Origin of the sequence: Pseudomonas oryzicola (assembly GCF_014269185.2) — a bacterium.
Taxonomy (GTDB): domain Bacteria; phylum Pseudomonadota; class Gammaproteobacteria; order Pseudomonadales; family Pseudomonadaceae; genus Aquipseudomonas; species Aquipseudomonas oryzicola.
Genome location: NZ_JABWRZ020000001.1, coordinates 255,170 through 279,280, shown reverse-complemented (window position 1 = coordinate 279,280; position 24,111 = coordinate 255,170). Strand labels below are relative to the sequence as shown.

25 protein-coding genes are annotated in these 24,111 nt (G+C 63.3%); 16 read left to right on the top strand and 9 right to left on the bottom strand.

Features of this window, described 5'->3' with window-relative positions:
• Positions 1–50: 50 nt before the first annotated feature.
• Positions 51–824, bottom strand: coding sequence for a gamma-glutamyl-gamma-aminobutyrate hydrolase family protein (locus HU760_RS01335; RefSeq protein WP_186671848.1), 774 nt, complete (start codon positions 822–824; stop codon positions 51–53).
• A gap of 4 nt (positions 825–828) precedes the next feature.
• Positions 829–2,172 (bottom strand): glutamine synthetase family protein, encoded by a 1,344-nt coding sequence (locus HU760_RS01330; protein WP_437179846.1) that lies wholly within the window; start codon positions 2,170–2,172, stop codon positions 829–831.
• Positions 2,173–2,417: 245 nt separating this feature from the next.
• Between HU760_RS01330 and HU760_RS01325 the strand changes: the two genes are divergently transcribed.
• From HU760_RS01325 to HU760_RS01305, 5 genes are all read left to right on the top strand, one after another.
• Positions 2,418–3,290 (top strand): LysR family transcriptional regulator, encoded by an 873-nt coding sequence (locus HU760_RS01325; protein WP_186671844.1) that lies wholly within the window; start codon positions 2,418–2,420, stop codon positions 3,288–3,290.
• Positions 3,291–3,482: 192 nt separating this feature from the next.
• Entirely contained in the window at positions 3,483–3,746 is a 264-nt protein-coding gene (gene rpoZ / locus HU760_RS01320; RefSeq protein ID WP_003253383.1) for a DNA-directed RNA polymerase subunit omega, read from the top strand.
• Positions 3,747–3,805: 59 nt separating this feature from the next.
• Positions 3,806–5,914, top strand: a complete 2,109-nt coding sequence (gene spoT, locus HU760_RS01315; protein ID WP_186671842.1) for a bifunctional GTP diphosphokinase/guanosine-3',5'-bis pyrophosphate 3'-pyrophosphohydrolase — start codon at positions 3,806–3,808, stop codon at positions 5,912–5,914.
• Positions 5,915–5,937: 23 nt separating this feature from the next.
• On the top strand, positions 5,938–6,318 hold the full coding sequence (locus HU760_RS01310) for a RidA family protein (RefSeq protein WP_009684531.1): 381 nt from the start codon (positions 5,938–5,940) through the stop codon (positions 6,316–6,318).
• Positions 6,319–6,376: 58 nt separating this feature from the next.
• Positions 6,377–7,108, top strand: a complete 732-nt coding sequence (locus HU760_RS01305) for a hypothetical protein (protein ID WP_186671841.1) — start codon at positions 6,377–6,379, stop codon at positions 7,106–7,108.
• Positions 7,109–7,274: 166 nt separating this feature from the next.
• Here HU760_RS01305 and HU760_RS01300 read toward each other — a convergent pair whose 3' ends face one another.
• The gene (locus HU760_RS01300; protein WP_186671839.1) at positions 7,275–8,132 is read right to left on the bottom strand and encodes an SDR family oxidoreductase; all 858 of its coding nucleotides are present in this window, start codon (positions 8,130–8,132) and stop codon (positions 7,275–7,277) included.
• Positions 8,133–8,322: 190 nt separating this feature from the next.
• On the opposite strand from HU760_RS01300, the gene exbB reads away from it, so the two are divergent.
• The 6 genes from exbB (at position 8,323) to HU760_RS01270 (ending at position 15,036) form a co-directional block, all read left to right on the top strand.
• Entirely contained in the window at positions 8,323–9,285 is a 963-nt protein-coding gene (gene exbB / locus HU760_RS01295) for a tonB-system energizer ExbB (protein ID WP_186671837.1), read from the top strand.
• 3 nt (positions 9,286–9,288) lie between these two features.
• Positions 9,289–9,717, top strand: coding sequence for a TonB system transport protein ExbD (gene exbD / locus HU760_RS01290; RefSeq protein WP_186671835.1), 429 nt, complete (start codon positions 9,289–9,291; stop codon positions 9,715–9,717).
• Entirely contained in the window at positions 9,714–10,451 is a 738-nt protein-coding gene (locus HU760_RS01285) for an energy transducer TonB (RefSeq protein WP_186671833.1), read from the top strand. The genes exbD and HU760_RS01285 overlap by 4 nt, the downstream gene beginning before the upstream one ends.
• 94 nt (positions 10,452–10,545) lie before the next feature.
• On the top strand, positions 10,546–11,472 hold the full coding sequence (locus HU760_RS01280) for a hydrogen peroxide-inducible genes activator (protein ID WP_043199836.1): 927 nt from the start codon (positions 10,546–10,548) through the stop codon (positions 11,470–11,472).
• Between the two features lie 3 nt (positions 11,473–11,475).
• The gene (recG, locus tag HU760_RS01275) at positions 11,476–13,554 is read left to right on the top strand and encodes an ATP-dependent DNA helicase RecG (protein ID WP_170033824.1); all 2,079 of its coding nucleotides are present in this window, start codon (positions 11,476–11,478) and stop codon (positions 13,552–13,554) included.
• 78 nt (positions 13,555–13,632) lie between these two features.
• The gene (locus HU760_RS01270; RefSeq protein ID WP_186671831.1) at positions 13,633–15,036 is read left to right on the top strand and encodes an aminoacyl-tRNA deacylase and HDOD domain-containing protein; all 1,404 of its coding nucleotides are present in this window, start codon (positions 13,633–13,635) and stop codon (positions 15,034–15,036) included.
• Positions 15,037–15,073: 37 nt separating this feature from the next.
• On the opposite strand, the gene HU760_RS01265 is transcribed toward HU760_RS01270, so the two are convergent.
• The 4 genes from HU760_RS01265 to HU760_RS01250 form a co-directional block, all read right to left on the bottom strand.
• On the bottom strand, positions 15,074–15,442 hold the full coding sequence (locus HU760_RS01265) for an SCP2 sterol-binding domain-containing protein (RefSeq protein ID WP_186671829.1): 369 nt from the start codon (positions 15,440–15,442) through the stop codon (positions 15,074–15,076).
• A gap of 148 nt (positions 15,443–15,590) precedes the next feature.
• On the bottom strand, positions 15,591–15,890 hold the full coding sequence (locus HU760_RS01260) for an HU family DNA-binding protein (protein WP_114169522.1): 300 nt from the start codon (positions 15,888–15,890) through the stop codon (positions 15,591–15,593).
• 187 nt (positions 15,891–16,077) lie between these two features.
• Entirely contained in the window at positions 16,078–17,226 is a 1,149-nt protein-coding gene (locus HU760_RS01255) for an NAD(P)/FAD-dependent oxidoreductase (RefSeq protein ID WP_186671827.1), read from the bottom strand.
• A 16-nt stretch (positions 17,227–17,242) separates the two neighbouring features.
• Complete coding sequence (locus HU760_RS01250) at positions 17,243–17,410, bottom strand: rubredoxin (RefSeq protein WP_003253349.1); 168 nt, start codon at positions 17,408–17,410, stop codon at positions 17,243–17,245.
• Positions 17,411–17,528: 118 nt separating this feature from the next.
• Between HU760_RS01250 and HU760_RS01245 the strand changes: the two genes are divergently transcribed.
• Both HU760_RS01245 and ubiA read left to right on the top strand, forming a co-directional pair.
• Positions 17,529–18,086, top strand: a complete 558-nt coding sequence (locus HU760_RS01245) for a chorismate--pyruvate lyase family protein (RefSeq protein WP_186671825.1) — start codon at positions 17,529–17,531, stop codon at positions 18,084–18,086.
• Entirely contained in the window at positions 18,086–18,976 is an 891-nt protein-coding gene (gene ubiA / locus HU760_RS01240; protein ID WP_186671823.1) for a 4-hydroxybenzoate octaprenyltransferase, read from the top strand. The genes HU760_RS01245 and ubiA overlap by 1 nt, the downstream gene beginning before the upstream one ends.
• 34 nt (positions 18,977–19,010) lie before the next feature.
• On the opposite strand, the gene HU760_RS01235 is transcribed toward ubiA, so the two are convergent.
• Positions 19,011–19,382, bottom strand: a complete 372-nt coding sequence (locus HU760_RS01235) for a COG4315 family predicted lipoprotein (RefSeq protein WP_186671821.1) — start codon at positions 19,380–19,382, stop codon at positions 19,011–19,013.
• A 171-nt stretch (positions 19,383–19,553) separates the two neighbouring features.
• On the opposite strand from HU760_RS01235, the gene phoB reads away from it, so the two are divergent.
• The 3 genes from phoB to HU760_RS01220 all read left to right on the top strand — a co-directional run bounded on the left by phoB (position 19,554) and on the right by HU760_RS01220 (position 23,113).
• Positions 19,554–20,243 carry a phosphate regulon transcriptional regulator PhoB gene (gene phoB / locus HU760_RS01230; protein ID WP_003253341.1) on the top strand — a complete coding sequence of 230 codons (690 nt, stop codon included), beginning with the start codon at positions 19,554–19,556 and terminating at the stop codon, positions 20,241–20,243.
• Between the two features lie 30 nt (positions 20,244–20,273).
• Positions 20,274–21,599, top strand: coding sequence for a phosphate regulon sensor histidine kinase PhoR (gene phoR / locus HU760_RS01225; RefSeq protein WP_186671820.1), 1,326 nt, complete (start codon positions 20,274–20,276; stop codon positions 21,597–21,599).
• 173 nt (positions 21,600–21,772) lie between these two features.
• Complete coding sequence (locus HU760_RS01220) at positions 21,773–23,113, top strand: hemolysin family protein (RefSeq protein ID WP_186671818.1); 1,341 nt, start codon at positions 21,773–21,775, stop codon at positions 23,111–23,113.
• Between the two features lie 33 nt (positions 23,114–23,146).
• Here the strand turns inward: HU760_RS01220 and HU760_RS01215 are convergent, their stop codons facing one another.
• Positions 23,147–24,043, bottom strand: a complete 897-nt coding sequence (locus tag HU760_RS01215; protein WP_186671816.1) for a M23 family metallopeptidase — start codon at positions 24,041–24,043, stop codon at positions 23,147–23,149.
• Positions 24,044–24,111 lie beyond the last annotated feature (68 nt).

Below are 24,111 nucleotides of genomic sequence, written 5' to 3'. Positions count from 1 at the left end.
CATTGAAAGCTGCTGCCGGGGAATCAGTCATCCGAGACCTTTGGGTGACGTCAGAATGCCTTCTGCCGTGCGCCCTCCCGTGCTGCGTAGGCAATACAAGCCTCGCGAAACGCCTGGAACAGGCGCAGCGAGACCGGGTTTTCGGTAAATCGCCATTCCGGATGCCACTGCACGCCAAGTACGAAGCCCGGCGCCGCAGGCATGGATACCGCTTCGATCAGGCCATCAGGGGCCCGTGCCTCGACCCGCAGGCCGGGGGCCAGGCGGTCGATGCCCTGGCTGTGCAGCGAGTTGACCTCGAACCGCGCAGCCAGGCCCAGGCGCTCGAACAACCCGCCAGGCTCGATGCCGACCGGGTGACGAGGGCCGTATTGCACTTCCAGGGGGGCGTCCTCGGGTTCGCGGTGGTCCAGATAACCGGGCAGCTCCTGCACGCGTTGGTGCAAGCTGCCACCCAAGGCCACGTTCAACTCCTGATAACCGCGGCAGATGCAGAACACCGGCACCCCGGCAGCGATGGCGGCCTGCAGCAGTGGCAGGGTCAGGCGATCGCGCGCCAGATCGTGCCGGGTGCCAGCCGCGCTGGGGGCGCCATTGTAATGATGCGGTTCGATATTTGAAGGCGAGCCGGTAAAAACAATGCCGTCCAGACGGGCCAGCAACGCCTGCGTGTCACTGCCACCGTCACGGGCTGGCAAGATCAGCGGCAAGCCAGCAAAGCCGGCCGCCTCGACATACTTGTCGCCTACCGTGTGCGACGGGTTCTTGCCCACCTGCTGGCGGCAGGCGCTGACACCGATCAAGGGGACCGCATTTGCGCTCATGGGCTTACACCGTGTGCAGGTACCAGTTGTATTCGAGGTCGGAGATCGACACTTCGAATTCGGCCAGTTCGCTTTCCTTGCAGGCCACGAAGATATCGATGTAGTCCGGGCTGATGTATTGGTTGAGCACTTCGCTGTCATCCAGCGCGCGCAGGGCATCGCGCAGGTTGTTCGGCAGGCTCTGCTCCAGCTGTTCGTAGGAGTTGCCTTCGATCGGCGCTCCCGGCTCGACCTGGTTGGTCAGGCCGTGGTGCATACCAGCGAGGATTGCCGCAAGCATCAGGTAGGGGTTGGCGTCGGCACCGGCCACGCGGTGCTCCAGGCGAACATTGTCGCTGCTGTCGGTAGGCACGCGCACGGCCACGGTGCGGTTGTCCAGGCCCCAGCTTGGCGCATTGGGCACGTAGAACTGCGCGCCGAAACGGCGATAGGAATTGATGTTCGGGCAGAGGAAGGCCATCGATGCCGGCATGGTTTCCAGCACGCCGCCGATGGCATGGCGCAATGCGTCGCTTTGCAGCGGGTCATCGCTGGCAAAGATGTTCTTGCCGGTTTTCTTGTCCAGCAACGATATGTGCACGTGCAGGCCATTGCCGGCCTGGCCCGGGTAGGGCTTGGCCATGAAGGTGGTGTCCATTTCGTGGTCATAGGCCACGTTCTTGATCAGGCGCTTGAGCAGGATCGCGTAGTCGCAGGCCTTCAGCGGATCAGCCACATGGTGCAGGTTGACTTCGAACTGCGCCGGGGCACTTTCCTTGACGATGGCGTCGGCGGGCAGGCCTTGTTCCTTGGCCGCTTCGAGCATGTCCTGCAGGCAGTCGGCGTATTCGTCGAGGTCGTCGATCAGGTACACCTGGGTCGATTGCGGACGCTTGCCCGAAATGGGCGAGCGCGGCGGCTGCGGGCGACCGTTGAGGTTGTCCTGGTCGATCAGGTAGAACTCCAGCTCGAACGCGGCACAGATATCCAGGCCCAGGTCGTCGAACCGGCTCACCACCTGGCGCAGCACCTCACGCGGGTCGGCGAAGAACGGCTGGCCATCCAGTTCATGCATGGTCATCAGCAGTTGGGCGGTCGGGCGCTTTTGCCACGGCTCGTCCGACAGCGTACCCGCGATCGGGAAGCAGATGCGGTCGGCATCGCCGATATCCAGGCCCAGCCCGGTGCTTTCGACGGTAGAACCGTTGATGTCCAGGGCGAACAATGACGCTGGCAGGTTGATACCCTTTTCGTACACCTTGTGCAGGCTGGCCCGCTCGATGCGCTTGCCACGTACCACGCCGTTCATGTCGGAAATCAGCAGGTCGACGTACTGCGTGTCCGGATGGGCCTGGAGGAAGTCTCTCATCTCGCTGGAAGAACTGGCGCACGGGGTTACCGACGTCATGGCTGTACATCCTATGATTTGCTGCGGCGATGTGGGGATACGGCTGGCGCCTCACGGGCGACGATGGTTGCAGCTGTTGTTCTTTTCACTTTCCCATCGTGGGGATTGGTTACCCGACCGGGCGCATTGATTCCCGGGGGCCGTTTCACTATAAAATGGCCAGAACGCAACAGACATTGGCAATTCGGCAAGCAGAGCGTGCACCAATGCAATATCAGATTACCCATGCCGACCTCTCCCTGGTCCTGGCGTTGGAACGAGGCCGTTCCCTGGCCAAGGCTGCCGAGCTGCTCAAGGTCGATGTCTCGACCGTGTTCCGCTCGATCCGCCGGCTGGAGTCGGCGCTGGGCACGGCCTTGTTCGTCAAGAGCCGCAAGGGCTACCTGCCGACCGACACTGCCCAGGCACTGGCCGAACAGGCCGAGCGCGCCGAGCAGGCGCTGGAGGCGGCGCGCATTGCCATGACCAGTGGCGAACAGGTGGTGAGTGGTACGGTACGGCTGACCTGCACCGAAGCGGTGATGCACAGCCTGCTGCTGCCGGCGCTGGCCGAGTTCATGCCCAACTACCCGGCCCTGTCGCTGGAAATGGGCACGTCCAACACCTTCGCCAACCTCAGCCGGCGCGATGCCGACATCGCCCTGCGCCTGACCAACACGCCGCCGGAGCACCTGGTCGGGCGCAACCTGGGGTCTACCTCGTATGTGGTCTGCGGCCAGCCGCAGTGGCGCGAGCGCCTGATCGAATCGCCAGCCAGCGTGCCGTGGATCGCCCCGGACGACTCGATGCAGGACCACCCCACTGTGGTCTGGCGCAACCAGCAGCATCCGGGGTTGAACCCGCGCTACCAGTGCAGCGGCATGTCGACCATCGCCCAATTGGTCACGGCCGGGCTGGGCGTGGCGGCGCTGCCGGATTACATGGTGCATGCACTGCCCGGGGTGGATGCGTTGAGCGGGCCGCTGCCCGGCTGCGATACCCAGCTGTGGCTGCTGACCCGGCCGGACTGCCGGGCGTTGCGCTCGGTGCAGACCCTGTTCGAGGAACTGACCCCGCGGTTGCGTGACGCGATGCTCTGAGGGTATCGTCAGGTTCATGCATCGAGGGTATCTGTCCTGGCCCTTTCGCGGCTGAAGCCGCTCCCACAAGGGGGTGGCGATGACCACGCGGCAAAACAGCGCTTCCCTATTGGCTGGTGATTTTTTAAACTATCGAGTCCGCCTGCCCACTATCGGGCTGCACGCCCACCGCATTTGCTACTGAGGAAGACCATGGCCCGCGTAACTGTTGAAGACTGCCTGGAACACGTGGATAACCGCTTTGAGCTGGTCATGCTCTCGACCAAGCGCGCTCGCCAGCTGGCGACCGGCGGCAAAGAGCCACGCGTCGCGTGGGAAAACGACAAGCCGACCGTTGTTGCCCTGCGTGAAATCGCCGAAGGCATCGTCACCAACGAATTCATCGCCGCTGAAGAGATCGTCACCGAGGATCCGGTGTTCGCCGCGTTCGAGGACGAGAACAACGAGGCTGTCTGATTGATGCCTGGTCGACGTCGCACGGCGCAAGGCCCTCTTCCTCGGCAGGAGGTGAACCCATGCCGGGTATAGAAGCTTTGGCCGAACGGCTGTCGACCTACCTTGGCCCCGAACAGGTCAACCTGGTCCGGCGTGCCTATTTCTATGCCGAACAGGCACACGACGGGCAGCGTCGCCGCAGCGGCGAGCCCTACGTGACCCATCCGCTGGCCGTGGCCAGCATCCTCGCCGACATGCACATGGACCATCAGAGCCTGATGGCTGCCATGCTGCACGATGTGATCGAAGACACCGGCATCGCCAAGGAAGCCCTCAGCCAGCAGTTTGGCGAGACCGTGGCCGAACTGGTCGATGGCGTCAGCAAGCTGACCCAGATGAACTTCGAGACCAAGGCCGAGGCGCAAGCCGAGAACTTCCAGAAGATGGCCATGGCCATGGCGCGCGATATCCGCGTGATCCTGGTCAAGCTGGCCGACCGCCTGCACAACATGCGCACCCTGGAAGTGCTGTCCGGCGAAAAGCGCCGGCGCATTGCCAAGGAAACCCTCGAAATCTACGCCCCCATCGCCAACCGCCTGGGCATGCACACCGTGCGCGTGGAGTTCGAGGACCTGGGCTTCAAGGCCATGCACCCGATGCGCTCGTCGCTGATTCACCGGGCGGTGAAAAGCGCACGCGGCAACCGTAAGGAAATCGTCGCCAAGATCGAGCACTCGCTGGCCAATTGCCTGGCCGCCGACGGCATCGAAGGCGAGGTCAGTGGCCGGCAGAAACACCTCTATGGCATCTACAAGAAGATGCGCGGCAAGCGTCGCGCCTTCAACGAGATCATGGATGTGTATGCCTTCCGCATCGTCGTCGACAAGGTCGATACCTGTTACCGCGTACTCGGCGCCGTGCACAACCTGTACAAGCCGCTGCCCGGTCGCTTCAAGGATTACATCGCGATCCCCAAGGCCAACGGCTACCAGTCGTTGCACACTACGCTGTTCGGCATGCATGGCGTACCCATCGAAATCCAGATCCGCACCCGCGAAATGGAAGAGATGGCCAACAACGGTATCGCCGCACACTGGTTGTACAAGTCCAACGACGATGAGCAGCCTAAGGGCAGCCACGCTCGTGCTCGCCAGTGGGTCAAGGGAGTCCTCGAACTGCAGCAACGTGCCGGCAACTCGCTGGAGTTCATCGAGAGCGTGAAGATCGACCTGTTCCCGGACGAGGTCTACGTGTTCACACCCAAGGGCCGCATCATGGAGCTGCCCAAAGGCTCCACGGCCGTCGACTTCGCCTACGCGGTGCACACCGACGTCGGCAACAGCTGCATCGCCTGCCGCATCAACCGCCGCCTGGCACCGTTGTCCGAGCCGCTGCAAAGCGGCTCGACGGTGGAAATCGTCAGCGCCCCGGGTGCACGGCCGAACCCGGCCTGGCTCAACTTCGTGGTTACCGGCAAAGCGCGCACGCACATCCGTCACGCACTCAAGCAGCAGCGCCGCTCCGAGTCCATCAGCCTGGGCGAACGCCTGCTGAACAAGGTGCTTACCGGCTTCGACAGCAGCCTGGAAAGCATCCCTCAGGAGCACATCCAGGCGATTCTCGCCGAGTACCGCCTGGAGCTGATCGAAGACCTGCTCGAAGATATCGGCCTGGGTAACCGCATGGCCTACGTGGTTGCGCGCCGCCTGCTGTCGGCCGAAGGCGAACAACTGCCGGCGCCGGAAGGCCCGCTGGCGATCCGCGGTACCGAAGGCCTGGTGCTGAGCTACGCCAAGTGCTGCACGCCGATCCCGGGCGACCCGATCGTCGGCCACCTGTCAGCTGGCAAGGGCATGGTCGTGCACCTGGAGAACTGCCGCAACATCAGTGAAATCCGCCACAATCCGGAGAAATGCGTACAGCTTTCCTGGGCCAAGGACATCACCGGTGAGTTCAACGTCGAACTGCGTGTCGAACTGGAGCACCAGCGCGGCCTGATCGCGCTGCTGGCCAGCAGCGTCAACGCCGCCGACGGCAACATCGAGAAGATCAGCATGGACGAACGCGACGGCCGTATCAGCGTGGTCCAACTGGTGGTCAGCGTGCACGACCGTGTGCACCTGGCGCGTGTGATCAAGAAGCTGCGTACCCTGACCGGTGTGGTCCGCATAACCCGTATGCGTACGTAGTCCGCCAACCGCAAGGAGTCATCATGAGCAAGACCGTCATCAACAGCGACAAGGCCCCTGCCGCCATCGGCACCTACTCGCAGGCGATCAAGGCCGGCAACACCGTGTACATGTCGGGCCAGATCCCGCTGGACCCGAAGACCATGGAACTGGTCGAAGGCTTCGAAGCCCAGACCGTGCAGGTCTTCGAGAACCTCAAGGCCGTGGCTGAAGCCGCTGGCGGTTCGTTCAAGGACATCGTCAAGCTGAACATCTTCCTCACCGACCTGAGCCACTTCGCCAAGGTCAACGAGGTAATGGGCCGCTACTTCGAGCAGCCGTACCCGGCCCGCGCCGCCATCGGCGTTGCCGCGCTGCCAAAAGGCGCCCAGGTTGAAATGGACGCCATTCTGGTCATCGAATGATGCCCCGGTGACGGGCGCCCTGCCCGTCACCCTCCCTTCCTCTGCAAGGTTACCCGTCATGCGTCAAGCACTGCCTCTAGCGCTGGCAGCCCTGCTTCTGGGCGGCTGCGCCAGCCACAAACCCGAAGACTTCAACGGTACCTGGATCAACCAGGACGCCATCACCGCGGCGGTCAAAGGCGACAGCCTGCGCCAGGCGCTCGACGAGCACGGCCCGGTGTTCGAGTGGAAGCTCGACGTCGCCAGCCAGCAGGCCAGCTACAGCAATGGTTTCGAGGCAGTCGACGGCCAGCTGAGGGCCGCCGACAAGCAATGGCAGGCCAGCTTCCAGGGCGGCCAGACCGAGCAGCTGTCGCTCGATGGCGACGAACTGCAAGCCATCGATCAAACAGGCGCCAAGCAGACTTTCGTGCGGGCCAAGGCGCCAACTGCAGCCAATGCGCCACTGGGTAGCAGCTTCGAGAAGGCGTTGTACCAGGCTTATCTGGGTGGCAACTGGAAGATCATCGACGGCCAGGGCAAAGGTGCCAGCGTGCGCTTCAGCGATACCGGCAACATCACCGGCCTGCCGGGGCCAGACCGTTTCGCCCTGTGCCTGGCGGGCGATTGCGCAACCATGGGTGGCAGCAATGACAGCCTGTGGCTGGAGCATGAGCAGCGCGGCGCGCCCTTCATTTTCAAGCGCGATGGCGACAAGCTGGAGATTTTCCAGGCGGTGAACCGTGCGCAGCCGGACGAGATGCCCGTGTTGGCGGCCGGCAAGCGCCAGTGGTTGCTGGAGCAGGACTGAAGCCTTATCTCGAGCCGAGCGCCGCCCCTTGTAGGAGCGGCCTTGTGTCGCGATGGGGCGCGCAGCGGCCCCAGGATTTCTGCGTTACTACATAGATTGCTGGGGCCGCTTTGCGGCCCATTCGCGACACAAGGCCGCTCCTACACGGACCGCACAAGCCTGGGGGCTAGTTTTTACCCGCCAGGATCGCCGCATAGCCTTCCTTGTAACTCGGATACACCGGCGCCCAGCCCAGCGCCCGCGCCCGCGCATTACTGCAACGCTTGCTGCCGGTACGCCGCACCCGCTGTTCATCGGACCACTCGGTAACCCCCATGTAATCCCGCAGCCAGGCCACCACATCGGCCAGCGGCGCGGGGTCGTCGTCGACGCCGATGTAACAGGCATCCAGCGCCTTGCCTTCGGCATCGGCCTGCAGCAGGAAAGCCAGCAGGCTGGCGGCATCCTCGGCGTGAATACGGTTGCCATAAAGCGGCGGCTCTTCGGCCACGCGGTAACCCTGGCGCACCTGGCTGAGCAACCACTCGCGGCCCGGGCCGTAGATGCCGGTCAAACGCACCACAGTCGCCGGGATGCCGCTGGCCAAGGCAAGCCGCTCAGCTTCCAGCATCACCCGCCCGGAATAACCTTCAGGCTCGGTGGCTGCACGCTCGTCGATCCATTCCCCGCCCTTTTGCGCATACACGCTGCTGCTGGAAACAAACAGCAGGCGCCGTGGACGCTGGCCACGTTCGGCCAGCCAGGCCAGCACATGACGCAGCCCGTCGACATAGGCTGCCTGGTAACCGGCCTCGTCGTGCTGGCTGGCCGCCACGCTATACACCAGGTAATCCGGCGCACGCTGCGGCCAGGCTTGCGGTATCGATGGCTCGGCCAGGTCTGCAGCCACCGGTGCAACACCTGCCGGCAATTGCCCCACCGAGCGACGCAGGCCGCTTACCTGCCAGCCGCGCACCAGCATCTGCCGGGCAAGACGCCCGCCCACATCACCACAACCCACGACCATCACGGAAAGGTCTGACATCTCTGAACTCCCTAGACCAACTTGATCAACCCGGCCACGCACCACGAGGAATGACTAGACCAAAGGCGAAAAAAGCAACAAGATTACTTTTGTTAACAAGAATTACTTGCAATAATGGCGGCCAAATTGTTCTCGGCCTACCTCGAGGCCTTGGAGAACGCTCACTCTTTCTTCATCAGGTCCGGCCAGCATGACACGTATTCAACCTTCCGCTTCGCCAACCCCGTCGCGCGCCTGGCGCGCCATCGCCGCGCTGACCCTCAGCCTGGTGCTGGCCCCGGTGGCCATGGCCGATGAGCCAACCGCCAACACCGCCACGCCTGCTGCCGCCAGCGCACCCGCTGCTCCAGCCGCAGCGCCGAAGGCCGACACCCCTACCGCCACTCCGGCTCAAGCCCCGACCGCGGCAGACCCGAGCGTCGAAGCCCTGGTTGAAGATACCTCGCTGGGCATGGCCCACGACCTTTCGCCTTGGGGCATGTACAAGAACGCCGACGTGGTGGTGAAGGCGGTCATGATCGGCCTGGCCATCGCCTCCATCATCACCTGGACCATCTGGATTGCCAAAGGCTTCGAGCTGATGGGTGCCAAGCGTCGCCTGCGTGGTGAAATCGCCCTGCTGAAGAAATCTGCCAGTCTGAAAGAAGCCAGCGATCACTCCAACAAGGAGGGCACCCTGGCCCATACCCTGGTCCACGATGCCCTTGAAGAGATGCGCCTGTCGGCCAATGCCCGGGAAAAGGAAGGCATCAAGGAACGCGTCAGCTTCCGCCTGGAGCGCCTGGTACACGCCAGTGGCCGTACCATGAGCAGCGGCACTGGTGTGCTCGCCACCATCGGTTCCACCGCGCCGTTCGTCGGCCTGTTCGGTACCGTTTGGGGCATCATGAACAGCTTCATCGGCATCGCCAAGACCCAGACCACCAACCTGGCCGTGGTTGCTCCGGGCATCGCCGAGGCGCTGCTGGCCACCGCCCTGGGCCTGGTTGCAGCGATCCCGGCCGTGGTCATCTATAACGTCTTCGCCCGTTCCATCGCCGGCTACAAGGCCCAGGTGTCCGACGCCTCCGCCCAGGTGCTGCTGCTGGTCAGCCGTGACCTGGACCACCAGGGCAGCGAGCGTGCCGCCCCGCACATGGTGAAAGTGGGGTAAGCCATGGGCCTGCATCTCAACGAAGGTGGTGACGACCTGGTCGAGAACCACGAAATCAACGTTACGCCATTCATTGACGTGATGCTGGTGCTGCTGATCATTTTCATGGTCGCAGCGCCCCTGGCCACGGTCGACATCAAGGTCGACCTGCCTGCCTCGACCGCCAAACCGGCACCGCGGCCGGAAAAGCCAGTGTTCGTCAGCGTCAAGGCCGACCAGAAGCTGTACGTCGGTGACGATCAGGTCCCTGCCCCCGAGCAACTTGGCCCGATGCTCGACGCCAAGACCAAGGGCGACAAGGAAACCACCATCTTCTTCCAGGCTGACAAAGGCGTGGATTACGGTGACCTGATGGAAGTGATGAACAGCATGCGCGCGGCCGGCTACCTGAAAGTCGGTCTGGTAGGTCTTGAGACGGCAGCCAAGAAATGACGAAGACGCGGCACAATCTGGCGCGTTACAGCGGCAGCCTGGCCCTCGTGCTGGGTGTCCATGCCGTCGCTGTGCTGCTCACGCTCAACTGGTCGGTACCCCAGGTCATCGAACTGCCCCCGGCAGCCATGATGGTCGAGCTGGCGCCGTTGCCGGAGCCTGCGCCACCGCCCCCCCCGAAAGCAGCGCCGCAGCCGCCGGCACCGGTCGAGGAACCACCGCTGCCAAAGCTGGCCGAGGCTCCCAAACCCAAGATCGCCATTCCCAAGCCGCCCAAGCCGAAGGCCAAGCCGCAACCGCAGCCGCCCAAGCCCGAGAAAAAGCCTGAGCCGCCGAAGGAAGCCCCGCCGACCGAACAGACAGTGGACGCACCGCCCAGCAACACGCCACCGCAGAAGTCCGCAGCGCCAACACCGAGCATTGCGGCCAACAGTACCGCCTTGCCAACCTGGCAGAGCGACCTGCTGCGCCACCTGGCCAAGTACAAGCGGTATCCGGAAGACGCACGCCGCCGCGGCCTGCAGGGTATCAACCGCCTGCGCTTCGTGGTCGACGCCGAAGGCAAGGTGGTGTCGTACTCCATGGCCGGTGGCTCGGGCAGTGCCGCCCTGGACCGGGCGACCCTGGAAATGATCCGTCGGGCTGGCACGGTACCCAAGCCGCCACCCGAGTTGCTGAATAACGGCACGATCGAAGTCGTGGCGCCGTTCGTCTACTCGCTGGACCGCCGCTGAGGCTTTTGTTTCTGTCACAAATCGGCAAGTCTGATAACGTGCGTCTATCAATTGCAGCCGCTATGCTGGGCTCGCAACTTCATGGACGCACGTTATGACCCTTACAGAATTACGCTACATCGTCACACTCGCCCAGGAACAGCATTTCGGCCATGCCGCCGAACGCTGTCACGTGAGCCAGCCGACCCTGTCGGTCGGTGTGAAGAAGCTCGAGGACGAGCTTGGCGTGCTGATCTTCGAGCGCAGCAAGAGCGCGGTACGCCTGACCCCGGTCGGCGAAAGCATCGTCGCCCAGGCGCAGAAGGTACTGGAGCAGGCCCAGGGCATTCGCGAACTCGCCCAGGCCGGCAAGAACCAGCTGACTGCCCCGCTCAAGGTCGGCGCAATCTATACTGTCGGCCCGTATCTGTTCCCGCACCTGATCCCGCAGCTGCACCGCGTAGCGCCGCAGATGCCGCTATACATCGAAGAGAACTTCACCCACGTCCTGCGCGAAAAGCTGCGCAACGGCGAGCTGGACGCAGTGATCATCGCCCTGCCGTTCAACGAAGCCGACGTGCTGACCCTGCCGCTGTACGATGAACCGTTCTGCGCCCTGATGCCGGCCGACCACCCGTGGACGGCGAAAAAGACCATCGACACCGCCATGCTCAACGACAAGAGCCTGTTGCTGCTCGGTGAAGGCCACTGCTTCCGCGACCAGGTGCTGGAAGCCTGCCCGACCCTGAACAAGGGCGGCGAAGGGGCCAGGCACACCACGGTCGAGTCCAGCTCGCTGGAAACCATCCGCCACATGGTGGCTTCGGGCCTCGGCGTGTCGATCCTGCCTCTGTCGGCAGTGCATAGCCACCATTACGCCCCGGGTGTCATCGAGGTCCGCCCGCTGACCGCACCGGCGCCCTTCCGGACCGTGGCCATTGCCTGGCGCGCCAGCTTCCCGCGGCCAAAGGCCATCGAGATCCTCGCCGACTCGATCCGCCTGTGCTCGGTCGCCAAAGCCCCTGCGGAACAGCCGGCCTGAGCCATGAGTGAGCTGTCGAAGGTCCCGGTCACGGTACTCAAGGGGGTTGGCGAGGCCATGGCAGAGAAACTCGCCAAGGTCGGCCTGGAAAACCTGCAGGACGTGCTGTTTCACCTGCCCCTGCGTTATCAGGACCGCACCCGCGTGGTGCCGATCGGCCAGCTACGCCCCGGCCAGGACGCAGTGATCGAGGGTGTGGTCAGCGGCGCCGACGTGACCATGGGCAAACGCCGCAGCCTGGTGGTGCGCCTGGGTGACGGCAGCGGCGTGCTGAGCCTGCGCTTCTACCACTTCAGCAATGCGCAGAAGGAAGGCCTCAAGCGCGGCACCCATCTGCGCTGTTATGGCGAAGCCCGCCCCGGCGCCTCGGGCCTGGAAATCTACCACCCGGAATACCGCGCGCTGAATGGCGACGAACCGCCGCCGCCGGTGGAGCAGACCCTGACGCCGATCTACCCGTCCACCGAGGGCCTTACCCAGCAGCGTCTGCGCCTGCTGTGCCAGCAAAGCCTGGCCCTGCTCGGCCCGCGCAGCCTGCCCGACTGGCTGCCCGCCGAACTGGCCCGCGACTACCAGCTGGCCCCGCTGGACGATGCCATCCGCTACCTGCACAACCCGCCGGCCGACGCTGACCTCGACGAGCTTGCCGAAGGCCAGCACTGGGCCCAGCACCGCCTGGCCTTCGAAGAGCTGCTGACTCACCAGCTGTCCCAGCAGCGCCTGCGCGAGAGCCTGCGCAGCCTACGCGCGCCGGTACTGCCCAAAGCCCGGCGCCTGCAAGCGCAATACCTGGCCAACCTGGGCTTCCAGCCGACCGGCGCGCAGCAGCGGGTAGCCAACGAGATCGCCTATGATCTCAGCCAGCACGAGCCGATGATGCGCCTGGTGCAAGGTGATGTCGGCGCCGGCAAGACCGTGGTCGCCGCCCTGGCCGCCCTGCAGGCGCTGGAAGCCGGCTACCAGGTGGCGCTGATGGCGCCCACCGAGATTCTCGCCGAACAGCACTACATCACCTTCAAACGCTGGCTCGAGCCGTTAGGCATCGAGGTGGCCTGGCTGGCCGGCAAGCTCAAGGGCAAGGCCCGGGCCAGCGCCCTGGAGCAGATCGCCAACGGTGCACCGATGGTGGTCGGCACCCATGCGCTGTTCCAGGACGAGGTGAAGTTCAAGCACCTGGCCTTGGCGATCATCGACGAACAGCACCGGTTTGGCGTACAGCAACGCCTGGCCCTGCGCAAGAAAGGCGTGGCCGGCGAACTGTGCCCGCACCAGTTGATCATGACTGCCACGCCTATCCCGCGGACCCTGGCCATGAGTGCCTATGCCGACCTGGATACATCGGTACTGGATGAACTGCCGCCGGGGCGTACCCCGGTGAACACCGTGCTGGTGGCCGATAGCCGCCGCTTCGAAGTGGTCGAGCGGGTACGCGCCGCCTGCGCCGAAGGGCGCCAGGCCTACTGGGTCTGCACCCTGATCGAAGAGTCCGAAGAACTGACCTGCCAGGCCGCCGAAAGCACTTACGAGGAGTTGGGCAGCGCCCTGGGCGAGCTGCGTGTGGGGCTGATCCATGGGCGCATGAAGCCGGCGGAAAAAGCCGAGGTCATGGCCGAGTTCAAGGCCGGCAACCTGCAATTGCTGGTTGCCACCACGGTTATCGAGGTGGGTGTGGACGTGCCCAACGCCAGCCTGATGATCATCGAGAACCCCGAGCGCCTGGGCCTGGCCCAGTTGCACCAGTTGCGCGGGCGGGTTGGCCGGGGCAGCGCCGTCAGCCATTGCGTGCTGTTGTACCACCCGCCCCTGTCGCAGATCGGCCGCGAGCGCCTGGGGATCATGCGGGAAACCAACGACGGCTTCATCATCGCCGAGAAAGATCTCGAGTTACGCGGCCCGGGCGAAATGCTCGGTACTCGCCAGACCGGCCTGCTGCAGTTCAAAGTCGCCGACCTGATGCGCGATGCCGACCTGTTACCGGCTGTGCGTGACGCCGCACAGGCCCTGCTTGCCCGCTGGCCGGAACATGTCAGCCCATTGCTCGACCGCTGGCTGCGGCATGGCCAGCAATATGGCCAAGTGTGACGATGGTTCCATAATGGATCCAGATTTGCCCCAAGGCTGGTTATACTTCGCGTTTAAAGGAATCAGTGGATACGGACCATGACTGAAGTCGCCCTGGACACCGCAACCCCACATGCACCCTCCGTCATCAGGCTGCTGCTCGAAAAGCTCGGCGTGGCCTACCGCGAGGTAGTGGAGCATACGCAGCTGCCGGCGGCGTCAAGGGTACAGGCTGTGCTGCTCGATGACGAAATCGGTGCCTTGCTGGTGCTGTTCCCGCAGAGTCAGCTGCTGGACCTCAACCGCCTGGCCGAACTGACCGGGCGCCAGCTTACCGCCGTGTCGATGGCGCGCCTGAAGCAGATGCTCGACAAGCACCAGCTCAAGGCCCTGCCGGGTATTCCGGCATTGACCAGTTCACCGTGCCAGTACGAAAAGAGCCTGCTCGACGCCGAACGCGTGTATATCCAGTCCGGCCAGACCGGGCTGTTGCTGGAAATCGAACGCGCGCATTTCAAGCGCATGCTGGTCAAGGCCAGCGCCAGCAGCTTCGGCCTTGAGGTCGAGGCGATCAGCCCCAACCTCGACCGCCCCCATGACGACACCCGGGAAATCAGCCAGGCGGTACAGGCTTTCACCGCCAGACGCATTCAGAAACGCCTGGAAGAAACCATCGAAATCCCGCCTTTGGCCGACACCGCGCAAAAGATCATCAAGCTGCGGGTAGACCCCAACGCCAGCATCGACGACATCACCGGGGTGGTCGAAACCGACCCGGCACTGGCGGCGCAGGTGGTGAGCTGGGCGGCATCGCCGTACTACGGCTCGACCCACAAGATTCGCTCGGTGGAAGATGCCATCGTGCGGGTACTGGGCTTCGACCTGGTGATCAACCTGGCGCTGGGCCTGGCGCTGGGCAAGACCCTGAGCCTGCCGAAAGATCACCCGCAACAGGCCACGCCGTACTGGCAGCAGTCAATCTATACCGCCGCAGTCATCGATGGCCTGACCCGAGCCATGCCACGGGCTGAACGCCCGGAGGCGGGCCTGACCTACCTGGCCGGGCTACTGCACAATTTTGGCTACTTGCTGCTGGCCCATGTGTTCCCACCGCATTTTTCGCTGATCTGCCGCCACCTGGAGGTCAACCCGCATCTGTGCCACACCTATGTGGAGCAACACCTGCTGGGCATCAGCCGCGAACAGATTGGTGCCTGGCTGATGAAACTATGGGATATGCCGGAAGAGTTGGCGGCTGCGCTGCGCTTCCAGCACGACCCGACCTATGAGGGCGAGTATTCGGCGTTCCCCAACCTGGTCTGCCTGACCACCCGCCTGCTGCGCGCGCGGGGAATTGGCACGGGGCCGCAGGATGAAATTCCCGAGGAGCTGCTCGAGCGCCTGGGCATTACCCGCGACAAGGCCGAGGAAGTCGTGAACAAGGTGCTCGAGGCCGAGAACCTGTTGCGCGAACTGGCTTCGCAGTTCCATGCACCGCATTAAGACAGTGGGCCGCTTTGCGGCCCTAGTAATTTAAACCCTACTTCTTTGGCTTCAGGTACTTCATCAACCCCTGGAACCACATCACCAATGCCGGGTTGCCCTTGATCTGGATGTGCTTGTCCTGAATCCCCTGCATGAACGCCAACTGCTTGTTGCTCGCCTGCATCGTGGCAAAGCCGTAGGCGGCGTCCTTGAAAGCAATGGCGAAGGCCGGCTGCGGATGGGCACCGCCCTTGCTGCTGATGCGCTCGTTGTTGACGATGAAGTGTCGAGCGACCTTGCCGTCCAGGGTCTGCATCTGGAACACCAGGTCCTTGCCCTTGAGCTGCTGCTGGAATGCCGGGTTGTTACGGCTGGCCCGGGCCATCAACCATCCCATGGCCCAGAGAAGAAAGCGAAACTTCATCAACGCGCCTCGAACTAAAAGTGACTAAAGCGCGCAGTCTATCCTTTTCCAGAACGGTTTATACAAGTTCGAAACATTTTGCCTGCAGAAAGCATAACGGGCGCCTTGGCGGCGCCCGTTTGGCTGGCATTGCATCTTCAGGACGCGATCACTTGCCTTTCTTGGCCGGCTTGGCGGGGACGTTGACGCTGTCGCGCAGGTTCTTGCCTGGCTTGAAGGCTACGGTATTGCTGGCCTTGATCTTGACCGGCTCGCCAGTCTGCGGGTTCTTGCCGGTACGCGCGCCACGGTGGCGTTTTTCGAATGTGCCGAAGCCGACCAGGGTCACGGTGTCCTTGTCCAGGGCACCGGTGATGCTGTCGAGAATCGCGTTCAACACCTGATTGGCCTTTTCCTTGGTCAGATCGGCCTTTTCGGCGATGACGGCGGCGAGTTCTGGTTTGCGCATAGTGAAGCCTCTTTGACGGAATTCTTGTTGTTATGCCGTGCTGCCTATGGGAGCAGCGCTCAAGGCACCGCAGGCTCTAATCTGCGGCAGACGGGAGTGAGGATGGCACGTGCACCGGGGCCGCGCCAGTATCTGGGCGGCCATTGTGCAGGCAACAACAGGATAAATCCGACAGAACACCAGCTATTTATGCCATCACGGCTGGCAACTGGCGATTCAGCGCCAGCTTGTCCATCACCGCTGTCCCGGTGAGGGCGTAGCCCAGCAGCTCGCCGTCGACATCGAAGCAAAGCACTTTCAGATCGCTGCCCTGCCCCTCGACTTGCCAGGTACCCTCATGGCCATGCGGTGGCGGCGAGACCACCAGTGGGCAGGCCGGGGTTTTCACGGTCACCGGCATCGGCCCATAGGCAACCGTGGTCGGGTTACCGGCCAGGGTTTGCGCCAAGGCGCGGGCACAGCTCATCAGTGGCATCACATAAAGCAGATTGATGCCATCCACCTCGGCACAGTCGCCAAGGGCAAAGATATTGGCGTGGGAGGTACGCAACTGGCGGTCCACGCTGATGCCGCGATTGGTCTGCAGACCGGCGGCGGCGGCCAGGTCGGTGCGCGGGCGCAGGCCGATGGCCGAGACCACCAGGTCGCAGGCGATCACGTTGCCATCGGACAAGTGCGCCGCCAGGCCTTGGCCCACCTTTTCAAGACGAGCCAGCACCGGGCCCAGGTGGAAACGTACGCCCAAGCCTTCCAGCCCGGCCTGTACGGCCGCAGCCGCAGCTGGATGCAGCAAGGTAGGCATGACCTGTTCGCAGGGTGCTACCACGTCGACCTGGAAGTCGCCCAGGCTCATGTCGTTGGCGAATTCGCAGCCGATCAGGCCGGCACCCAGGATCAGCACGCGCCGCTTGCCACAGGCGGCGGCGCGAAAACGGGCGTAGTCTTCCAGGTCGTTGATCGGGAACACCAGGTCGCCGCCATCACCCACGATCGGTGCTTGTACCGTCTGGGCGCCCAAGGCCAGTACCAGGTCGCGATATTCCACCGCCTCCTCACCGACCCACAGGCGCTTGTGGCCAGGGTCGATGCCGCTGATACGCGTATGGGTACGGATTTCGGCAGTCAGTTGTTCGGCCATGACGCCCGGTTCGGCCATGCACAGGCCATCCGCGTCCTTGTGCTTGGCAAAGCCAGTGGAGAGCATGGGCTTGGAGTAGGAACGACCGTCATCGGCGGTGATCAGCAGCAACGGTGTCTGCGCATCGAGCTTGCGAAATTCGCGGGCCAGGTTGTAGCCCGCCAGGCCGGTACCGATGATTACCACAGGGGACGTCATGTCGTACCTTCCTCGATTAGCCGATGGAAATCATTTCAAAGTCGCTCTTGCCGACACCGCAGTCGGGGCAAAGCCAGTCTTCCGGCACATCTTCCCAACGGGTGCCGGGGGCGATGCCGTCGTCGGGCCAGCCTTCGGCCTCGTCGTAGATCAGGCCGCAGACAATACACTGCCACTTTTTCATCAGGTCTTTTCCTCGGTTCGGGCTGGGGGGCTTTGTATCGGCCCTGCCAGCAGTATGCAAGCAGTCGGGGCAATCATGCTAAGCTCGCCGCCTCTCTGGATGTAACAAGCAGACCGACGTGTCGTACGAATCCCCGCAAGCAGCCGCTGTCGCGTGGCTGCCGTATTCACAGCTGGCGACCGGCATCGACCGGCCCACCCTGGACTGGCTGTTTGACGAAGGCTCCCTCACCCGCCGCCTGACCCGCCTGTCCAGTGACCACTTCAGCGTCACGCCACTGTTCGAAGGCTGGCAGCCGCTGCGCGATGACGAATGCCGGGCACTGGGCATCGCCGCAGGTGCGGAAGGCTGGGTGCGCGAGGTATACCTGCGTGGCCACGGCCAACCCTGGGTGTTCGCCCGCAGCGTCGCCAGCCGCAGGGCCCTGGAGCGTGGCGGGTTGGACTTGGAAACCCTGGGTAGCCGCTCGCTGGGCGAGTTGCTGTTCTGTGACCAGGCGTTCATCCGTCACCCCATCGAGGTGTGCAGTTATCCACCGGCCTGGTTGCCCAGCGAAGCCGCCCATACGGCGCTATGGGGCCGCCGCTCACGCTTCGAACGTGACGGCCTGGACCTGCTGGTGGCAGAAGTGTTCCTGCCAGCCCTGTGGCAAGCGGCCAAGGAGGAGCCCCGCTGATGTACCTGCAACTGCTCAAATCGCTCAACCGCTTGCACCCACGGGCCTGGGACTTCATCCAGCTCAGCCGCATGGACCGGCCGATCGGGATCTACCTGCTGTTGTGGCCAACCTTGTCGGCGGTATGGATTGCCGGACACGGCTCCCCGACCGTGGCCAACGTGCTGATCTTCGGCCTCGGCGTGGTGCTGATGCGCGCCGCAGGCTGCTGCATCAACGACTTTGCCGACCGCAAGGTGGACGGCCACGTCAAACGCACCGCCGACCGCCCCCTGGCCAGTGGCCGGGTTCGCCCACGCGAGGCGCTGGCGCTGTTCGCCATCCTGATCGGGGTGAGCTTCCTGCTGGTGCTGTGCACCAACAGCCGCACGGTATGGCTATCGTTCGGCGCGGTGGCGCTGGCGTTCTGCTACCCATTCATGAAGCGCTATACCTACTACCCACAGGTGGTGCTGGGGGCGGCCTATTCCTGGGGCATTCCCATGGCCTTCACCGCAGCCGGTGGCGAATTGCCGGCCAGTGCCTGGCTGTTGTACATCGCCAATTTGCTGTGGACGGTGGGTTACGACACCTACTACGCCATGGTCGACCGTGATGACGACCTGAAGATTGGCGTGAAGTCGACCGCGATCCTGTTCGGCGACGCCGACCGCACCATCATCCTGACCTTGCAATTGCTTTCGCTGGGCTGCCTGTTGCTGGCGGGCAACCGTTTCGAGCTGGGCGGCTGGTTCCACCTCGGCCTGTTGGGCGCGGCGGCGTGCTTTGCGTGGGAGAACTGGTCGACGCGCAAGCTGGACCGGGAGTCATGCTTCAAGGCGTTCCTGCACAACCACTGGGCGGGGATGCTGGTGTTTATCGGGGTGGTCCTGGATTACGCACTGCACTGAGGAAGTTTGGGGCCGCACAGCGGCCCCGGCTATCTCAAGGCTTGGCAACGTGCCAGACGTCCTTTAAGCCGTCACCGGTCATGTCTCCGGCCTTTTTGTCCTTGATGAAGGTGTACAGCGGCTTGCCATCATAGGCCCACTGCTTGGAGCCATCATCGCGCATCACCACGGTCCACTTGCCCTCGGCCGCTTCGTCATTGGCCTTGACCATCAACGGCGGCCAGTTGCTGGCACAATCGCCATTGCACATCGATTTGCCGCCGGCATCCTTGTCGAAGGTATACAAGGTCATGCCGGCAGGGTCGACCAACATGCCACCCTTCTCCATCGCATGCTGGGCCGAGGCCACCCCCGGTAGTGCCAGCGCAGTGAAAAGGGCCATCCAGCTCAGCGTATGTCGTGTCATTGGATTCACCATCGTTTCGGGGGATTGGGTACGGGTTGCGGCAAAAACACCCCCTTCAAGCCTAGTTGAGTCATGGAATGTCGCCAGAACGGCCAACAGCCTGTCACACAGCTGCAATAATTCCGTTATCTAATGCGGGCCAAGACATCGTATCCAGGAGAGGTTTTGAGCATGGTTGGCAGGAACATACTGATCGTCGACGACGAAGCACCAATTCGCGAGATGATCGCCGTTGCCCTAGAAATGGCCGGCTATGACTGCCTGGAAGCAGAAAACTCCCAACAGGCCCATGCGATCATCGTCGACCGCAAGCCGGACCTGATCCTGCTCGACTGGATGCTGCCGGGCACTTCCGGCATCGAGCTGGCCCGCCGCCTCAAGCGCGACGAGCTGACCGGCGATATTCCGATCATCATGCTCACCGCCAAGGGCGAAGAGGACAACAAGATCCAGGGCCTGGAGGTGGGTGCTGACGATTACATCACCAAGCCGTTCTCGCCACGCGAGCTGGTTGCGCGCCTGAAAGCCGTGCTGCGTCGCACCGGCCCCAGCGACAGCGAGGCACCGATCGAAGTCGGTGGCCTGCTGCTCGACCCGATCAGCCACCGCGTGACCATCGACGGCAAGCCAGCCGAGATGGGCCCCACCGAATACCGCCTGCTGCAGTTCTTCATGACCCACCAGGAGCGCGCCTACACCCGTGGCCAACTGCTGGACCAGGTGTGGGGGGGCAACGTCTATGTCGAGGAGCGCACCGTCGACGTGCACATCCGTCGCCTGCGCAAGGCATTGGGTGAGGCCTACGAAAACCTGGTACAAACCGTCCGGGGCACCGGCTACCGCTTCTCGACCAAGAGCTGATCGAGTTCAAAAGCGCCAAGCTGCACGTCGTTGTACAAGGACAGTCAATTGAACCAGAACTGGCACGCCACCCTGATCCGCCACCTGCTGCTGCTGATTACCGTCTGCCTGATCGGCGGGCTGGTCAGCGGCTATTATGGCTGGAGCCTGGCCATCGGCCTGGCGCTCTACCTGGGCTGGACCCTCAAGCAACTGCTGCGCCTGCACGACTGGCTGCGCAACCACCAACCCGATGAAGCACCGCCCGATGGCTACGGCCTGTGGGGCGAGGTGTTCGACAGCATCTATCACCTGCAACGCCGCGACCAGCGGGTGCGTGGCCGCCTGCAGGCCGTGATCGACCGGGTGCAGGAATCCACCGCCGCATTGCGTGATGCAGTGATCATGCTCGACAGCGACGGCAACCTGGAATGGTGGAACCGCGCCGCCGAAACCTTGCTGGGCTTCAAGACCCCACAGGACGGCGGCCAGCAAGTAACCAACCTGGTACGCCATCCGCGCTTCAAGGAATACTTCGAGGCGGAAAACTACCTCGAACCACTGGAAATCCCCTCACCGATCAACGACCGTATGCGCCTGCAACTGCATATCACCCGCTACGGCAACAACGAACACCTGATGCTGGTGCGCGATGTGACCCGCATCCACCAGCTGGAACAGATGCGCAAGGACTTCGTTGCCAACGTGTCCCACGAGCTGCGCACACCGCTGACGGTAATCACCGGCTACCTGGAAACCCTGCTCGACAACGTCGAAGACGTGAACCCGCGCTGGAGCCGCGCCCTGCAGCAGATGAGCCAACAGGGTTCGCGCATGCAGGCCCTGCTCAACGACCTGCTGCTGCTGGCCAAACTGGAAGCCACCGACTACCCGTCGGACAATCAGCCGGTAGCGGTCGATGCCTTGCTCGCGGCGATCAAGAACGACGCCCAGGCCCTGTCCGGGCCGCGCAACCAGCGCATTACCCTCGAAGCCGCCCCTGGGGTGAAGCTCAAGGGCAGCGAGTCGGAGCTGCGTAGTGCCTTCTCCAACCTGGTGTTCAACGCGGTGAAGTACACCCAGGACGAAGGCAGCATCCGCATTCGCTGGTGGGCCGATGCCCAGGGCGCGCACCTGTCGGTGCAGGACTCGGGGGTGGGGATCGATGCCAAGCACCTGCCGCGCCTGACCGAACGCTTCTACCGGGTCGACTCCAGCCGCGCATCGAATACCGGTGGCACCGGCCTGGGGCTGGCGATCGTCAAGCATGTGTTGATGCGCCACCGCGGCAGGCTGGAGATCAGCAGCGTACCGGGGCACGGCAGCACCTTCACCTGCCATTTTGCGCCGGCACAACTGGCTAACAGCAAGGGCTGAGACCGGGGCTGCAGCGCAGCCCTTGGCGGACACACCCGCCCCCACAGCGACCGCAACAAGACCACCACCCTTTGCTTTTGCCGCCCCAGCCGCTACATTGGACCCCCTGTGCCAGCTGGAGCTGGCACTTTTTTTCTCTCGATCTCAAAGACGGAACCCGTAAAAACTCCATCATGGACCCTTCCCCTGGTATCAGCCTTACCTCGTTATTCGCCGATTTCGGCATGATCATCTTTGCCTTGCTGCTGGTGCTGCTCAACGGTTTCTTCGTTGCCGCCGAATTCGCCATGGTCAAGCTGCGGGCCACCCGTGTCGAGTCCATCGCCGAGCTGCATGGCTGGCGCGGCAACATCCTGCGCAAGGTGCACAACCAGCTCGACGCCTACCTGTCGGCCTGCCAGCTCGGCATCACCCTCGCCTCCCTCGGCCTGGGCTGGGTCGGTGAGCCAGCCTTCGCACACTTGCTGGAGCCACTGCTGGCCTACCTGGGCGTCGACACGCCCGAGCTGATCAAGGCCATCTCGTTCTTCGTCGCCTTCTTCGTCATCTCGTACCTGCACATCGTGGTCGGCGAACTGGCGCCCAAGTCCTGGGCAATCCGCAAGCCCGAACTGCTGTCGCTGTGGACCGCCGTGCCGCTGTACCTGTTCTACTGGACAATGTACCCGGCCATCTACCTGCTCAATGCCAGCGCCAACACCATCCTGCGCATCGCCGGGCAGGGCGAGCCCGGCCCACACCACGAACACCATTACAGCCGTGAAGAACTCAAGCTGATCCTGCACTCCAGCCGTGGCCAGGACCCGAGCGACCAAGGCATGCGCGTATTGGCCTCGGCCGTGGAAATGGGCGAGCTGGAGGTCGTCGACTGGGCCAACTCGCGCGAGGACATGGTCAGCATCGACGCCCATGCGCCGTTGAAGCAGATCCTGGCACTGGTGCGCCGCCACAAGTTCAGCCGCTACCCCGTGTACGACGCTGAACGCGAGGAGTTCACCGGCCTGCTGCACATCAAGGACCTGCTGCTGGAGTTGGCCGAACTCGAGCACCTGCCCGAAACCATCGACCTGGACGACCTCGCCCGGCCACTGGAGCGCGTGTCGCGGCACATGCCGCTGGCACAGTTGCTGGAGCAGTTCCGCAAGGGCGGCGCGCATTTCGTGCTGGTCGAGGAAGCCGATGGCAAGGTGATCGGTTACCTGACCATGGAAGACGTGCTGGAAGTGCTGGTTGGCGACATCCAGGACGAGCACCGCAAGGCCGAACGCGGCATTCTCGCCTACCAGCCGGGCAAGCTGCTGGTACGCGGCGACACACCGCTGTTCAAGGTCGAGCGCCTGCTGGGTGTCGATCTTGACCACATCGAGGCAGAAACGTTGGCCGGGCTGGTCTATGAAACGCTCAAGCGCGTACCTGAAGAAGAGGAAGTGCTGGAGGTAGAAGGACTGCGCATCATCATCAAGAAAATGAAAGGGCCGAAGATCGTCCTGGCCAAGGTACTCAAGCTGGATTAAGTACTGTGGGGCTGCTGCGCAGCCCCGGCAATCTCAAGGGTTGCCAGCAGTGAAGTCCGGTAACCCGTTGATCGGCCTGTCGAACTGGTACGGTATCGATTCAAGCGCCAGCCCCACATTGCGCTGCACCACGAAATGCAGGTGCGGCCCGGTACTGTTGCCAGTATTGCCTGACTTGGCCAGCATCTGCCCCTGCCGCACCCGCTGCCCTTCCGCCACTACCACCGAACCACGCATCAGGTGCAGGTAGACACCCATGGTGCCGTCCGGGTGTAGAATTCGCACGAAATTGCCCGACGGGTTCGGCCCGCGCCCGCTCTGGCGATTTTCCGTCTTCACCACTACACCTTCCCGCGCGGCAATGATGGTGGTGCCTTCGGGCATGGCAATGTCCATGGCATAGCGCCCTTTAGCTCCAAAATGGCTGACACGGCCGTTGGGGCCCTGAGTCACGCGGAACGGCCCGCCCAGCCAAGGGAAGGCATAGCGAAAGCCCTGGGGTCGCCGGCCCGGGTCGCCCATGGCCTGCAGCAGGGTGGAGCGGTAGTTCAGCAACATGCCAGGCCGCCCATGGAGCACGCTGAGCATCTGCGTACTATGCGGGGGCAGTAAGCGGCGCACGATACGCGGTGCATTGCCGCCTTGTGCATTCACCAGATTGTCCAGCCGCAATTCCACTTCCACCGGCACATGCAGTTGGTTGCGGGCCGAGAAGCTCACGCCACCGTCGAAGGCTATCGCGTTCAGCCGCACCTGGCCTTCGTTCATTTCGACCATGGGCACGCGCTGCACCAGGGGTTTGGCACGCGGACCAGGCCGGTCGGTATAGGAGGTTACACGGCCATCATCGTTGATCGTGTAGGTGGTCATGCCCAGGCTGGACGCCGAAGCCATGAGCAATGCACAGAACAGCAGCAGGCGGGCAGGCATGATGGTGGCTTTTTGACAGTTGAGGTCTGTCGAAGACTAGCAGCCAGTTTTGTGACGGGTATTGCAGT